This is a genomic window from Catellatospora chokoriensis (assembly GCF_011297315.1).
Taxonomy (GTDB): Bacteria; Actinomycetota; Actinomycetes; order Mycobacteriales; family Micromonosporaceae; genus Catellatospora; species Catellatospora citrea.
On record NZ_JAAOTI010000067.1, the window covers coordinates 1 to 3,795 of the forward strand.

The 3,795-nt window shown below is 69.2% G+C and carries 4 protein-coding genes; all 4 read left to right on the plus strand.

The window, feature by feature from the left end; genetic code table 11:
- Positions 1-212: 212 nt before the first annotated feature.
- The 4 genes from HAV39_RS41935 (at position 213) to HAV39_RS41950 (ending at position 3,659) form a co-directional block, all read left to right on the plus strand.
- On the plus strand, positions 213-362 hold the full coding sequence (locus HAV39_RS41935; protein WP_191844642.1) for a hypothetical protein: 150 nt from the start codon (positions 213-215) through the stop codon (positions 360-362).
- A gap of 71 nt (positions 363-433) precedes the next feature.
- Positions 434-2,116, plus strand: coding sequence for a replication initiator (locus tag HAV39_RS41940; protein ID WP_244958924.1), 1,683 nt, complete (start codon positions 434-436; stop codon positions 2,114-2,116).
- 134 nt (positions 2,117-2,250) lie between these two features.
- Entirely contained in the window at positions 2,251-2,469 is a 219-nt protein-coding gene (locus tag HAV39_RS42420) for a helix-turn-helix domain-containing protein (RefSeq protein ID WP_203736806.1), read from the plus strand.
- Positions 2,469-3,659 (plus strand): tyrosine-type recombinase/integrase, encoded by a 1,191-nt coding sequence (locus HAV39_RS41950; RefSeq protein ID WP_191844645.1) that lies wholly within the window; start codon positions 2,469-2,471, stop codon positions 3,657-3,659. Before HAV39_RS42420 ends, HAV39_RS41950 begins: the two co-directional genes overlap by 1 nt.
- Positions 3,660-3,795 lie beyond the last annotated feature (136 nt).

Genomic DNA, 3,795 nt, shown 5'->3' on the forward strand with positions numbered 1-3,795 from the left:
CGGAGAGGATCACGATGCACACCCAGACTACCGCCCCTGCGGGGGTTGTCCTCAAGCCCGTTCGGCTGAACTTCGCTCAGTTCTGTCTCTGGTGTGGTGAGCGCTGGTGCCAGTCGCAGAAGTGCGTGGACCTGCACGACCAATCGGTGTGGCAGGTCTGCTCGGAGTGCGACGGTTCCCAGGTCGGCGGGTGCCCGTGCGCTGGTGGGCTGATGGAGGTCCCGGCTCCGTCGTCGCGGGTCGCGCAGCTGCTGGCCGAGGCCACGAAGAACCTGCCCGCCCCGAAGTCGGCGGGCCGTCCGGAGCTGGTCTGCTACGGCAGTGACGCCGATGACCTGATGTACGTGTGGGAACTGCGGTGACCAGCCCCACCGAACCAATCGAGCGTGACCCTGAGCCAGCACGGCCCGGGTCACGCGCCGACCGGCTGGCGATGCCGATCGCCCGTGAAGTCCTGGTCACGATCGCTGAGCACAACGGCGTCTGCGTCCGCCCCCTGGCCATCCGGCGCACCGACCTGGAGACGGGCCGGACCGAGGTCATCGACGTTCCGTGCGGCGCGCGTCTGGCGTCCAAGTGCAAGCCCTGCGCCGAGCGTGCCCGCAAGCTGCGCCGCCAGCAGATCCGCGAGGGCTGGCACCTCGAAGACGAGCCGACCGTGCCGGTGGAGGCTCCCGCCGACGACGTGGTGGCGCTGGTGACCACGCGGGCGCATCTGGAGTTCGACCGCGCCGCCCTGGCCTACGAGCAGCTGCCCCCGGTCGAGCGGGCCGCGCAGCTGGCCGACATCGACTCCGCCGTGGCCGACATCGACGAGCAGCTGTCAGCGTGCCGGATCCGGGGCACCCTGGTCCCCGACGCCGACATCGCCCCCAAGCGCGTTCGCTCGACCCGCCGACGCGCTGACGCCGTGGACCTGCCGAAGCTGCCGGTGCAGGCAAAGACGGTCGGCCGGGTCTACCGCGGTAAGGACGGGAAAACGCATCGCCCTTCGACGCTGCTCACGCTGACGCTGGACTCGCACGGTCCGGTGCACTCGGCCCGCCGACGCGGCAGTTGGGTGGCCCCGTGTGAGTGCGGGCGGCTGCACGCGGAGTTCGATCCGCTGATCGGCACCCCGGTCGACCCGGCCAGCTACGACTACCGCCGTGCTGCGCTGGATGCGATCCACTTCGCGAAGGTCTTGGATCGGTTCTGGCAGAACCTGCGCCGGGCCGCTGGCTGGAACGTTCAGTACGCCGGAGCGGTCGAGCTGCAGAAGCGCTTCGCCCCGCACGCCCATTTCGCAGTCCGGGGGACGGTGCCTCGTGCGCTGATGCGCCAGGTCGCTGCTGCGACCTATCACCAGGTGTGGTGGCCGCCCTTCGACGCGCCGGTCTACAAGGTCGGCGGCAAGGTCCCCGTCTGGAGCCCGGAGGTCGGCGCCTACTGCGACCCGGCCAGCGGCCAGCCGCTCACGACATGGCAAGCCGCGCTTGACGCCCTGGACGACGAGGACGCCACCCCGGCCGATGTGATCCGGCTCGGGCGGGTCGACGCACGCGGGATCGAGCACGGCACCAAGGACGCCGAGCGCGCGATCCGGTACGTGACCAAGTACCTGACCAAAGACCTGGTCGACAACACCCACCCGCGCACCGACCCACAGCAGGCCCACTTCGACCGCCTCCACGCCGAACTGGCCGTGCTGCCCTGCTCCCCGACGTGCGCGAACTGGCTGCTCTATGGCGTCCAGCCGGACGGGGTTAAACCGGGCCTGGTGCCGGGCCGCTGCTCGGGCAAGGTCCACCAGCGGACCACGCTCGGGTTCACCGGACGCCGGGTCCTCGTCTCGCGACAGTGGTCGGGCAAGACCCTGGCCGACCACCGCGCCGACAACCGCGCCTGGGTCCGCACCGTCCTTGCCGGCGCACTCGCCGACGACGAGGCGACCCCGGCCGAGGACGCCAACCGGTACTCCTTCGAGCTGGCCCGGCCCGAAGACCCCGATGTCGACAGCCTCGCCGTCCGGCTCATGCGCGCCGTCTCCGAACGCCGCCGATGGCACGCCGAACTCGAACACGCCCGCGCTGCCTCATCACCGACCGGCACCGCCCACCTGACCCTGGCCGCCTGACCGATGAGGACACCCCAGCGCCGCGACCGGCTCGGTCCTCGTCCTGGCCGTCCCGGACCGTCCTACCGCCGTCCTGGCCCAGCTCGGACGGGATCACCAACCGCTTGCACTACCAATCACGGAGGGGGACCGCAGTGAACGAGCAGCTGCTGACCGGTGAGGAAGTCGCCACGTTATTACGCGCCAAGCCCAGGTTCGTGCGGCGTCTCGTGGCCGAGCGGCGCATCGCCTACGTGAAGGTCGGACGCCTGGTCCGGTTCACGACACAAGCGGTGCGTGAGTACGTCGACCGCAACCGGATCGATCCAATGACCCGCAGCCAGGTTCGGCAGCAGCTGAGGGAGATCGGGTGATGGCGAGTCAGAAGGGTCGTCGGCGTTTCGGCAACGTCCGGAAGCTGCCGTCTGGCAGATGGCAAGCCCGCTACGTCGGCCCGGATGGTCTGGAGCGCAAGGCACCGCAGACCTTCGACAAGGAGAGCCAGGCGGTGCAGTGGCTCACGCTGGTGGAGTCAGAGATCATCAAGAGGGAGTGGGTGCCGCCGGAAGCGGGGGAGATCCTGCTCAGCGAGTACGGGCCGCGCTGGATAGCCGAGCGCAAGCTGGAGCCCCGTACTCGCGAGGGCTACGAAGATCTGTTCAGGCTGCACATCGGTCCCCACCTCGGCAGGTTGCCGCTGGGCGCGATCAAGCCACAGACCATCCGGACCTGGCGCAAGCACTTGCTGGACGGCGGCACCTCGGAGCCTCAGGCGGTCAAGTCGTACTCCCTCCTGCGCGCGATCCTGAACACGGCGATCAAGGAAGACGGCATCATCCGCGAGAACCCCTGCCGCATCAAGGGCTACGACCGGTACCACACCCCAGAGCGGCCGGTCGCCAAGGTTCCGCAGGTCTACGCGCTGGCGGAGGTGATGCCGGAGCGGTACCGCGCACTGGTCATCTTCGCCGCGTTCTCCAGCCTGCGCTGGGGTGAGCTGGCCGCGCTGCGCCGCTGTGATGTCGACCTGGACGAGGCGGTCGTACGCGTTCCCCGCAAGCTGGCTGCGCTGCGCAAGCGCCTGGAGTTCGGTGCGCCGAAGTCGGAGGCGGGCAAGCGACAGGTGGCAGTCCCCAGGGCGGCCGTTGACGTGCTGCGCGGTCACCTGGACAGGTACGTAGCGACAGGCGACAACGCGATCGTGTTCACGGGGGAGAGGGCGGCGCTGCTCCGTTCCGGCAACTTCAGCCGGGCGGTGAAGTGGAAGACCTCCGTCCGCCGCGTCGGCCTTCCTGACGGGTTCACCTTCCATGACCTGCGCCACACGGGCAACCATCTGGCGTCCACGACCGGGGCGAGCACCAGGGAACTGATGCACCGGATGGGCCACTCCAGCATGCGCGCGGCGCTGATCTACCAGCACGCCACTCGTGACCGCGACAAGGAGATCGCGACCGGCATGGACGACCGGATCATGCGTCACAAGCGGCCGGACTCTGACCCAACCGCGCCCGCCGATGACGACCAGGGCGACGACACCGGAGGGGTGCTGGCGAGGCGCTAACGGCACGTGGCTGGCACGGGGCCTAAGTGGTCTCGTACACGAAGAAGGCCCAGGCCCGGCGAATCCGCCAGTGACCTGGGCCTTTCTCTTTGGAGCGGGCGACGAGAATCGAACTCGCGTAGTCAGTTTGGAAGAC

Excerpts from the sequence above, each read along its gene's own strand:
- HAV39_RS41950 (WP_191844645.1), top strand. The coding sequence starts at position 2,469 with ATGGCGAGTCAGAAGGGTCGTCGGCGTTTCGGCAACGTCCGGAAGCTG.
- HAV39_RS41940 (WP_244958924.1), top strand. The coding sequence starts at position 434 with ATGCCGATCGCCCGTGAAGTCCTGGTCACGATCGCTGAGCACAACGGC.
- HAV39_RS41935 (WP_191844642.1), top strand. The coding sequence starts at position 213 with ATGGAGGTCCCGGCTCCGTCGTCGCGGGTCGCGCAGCTGCTGGCCGAG.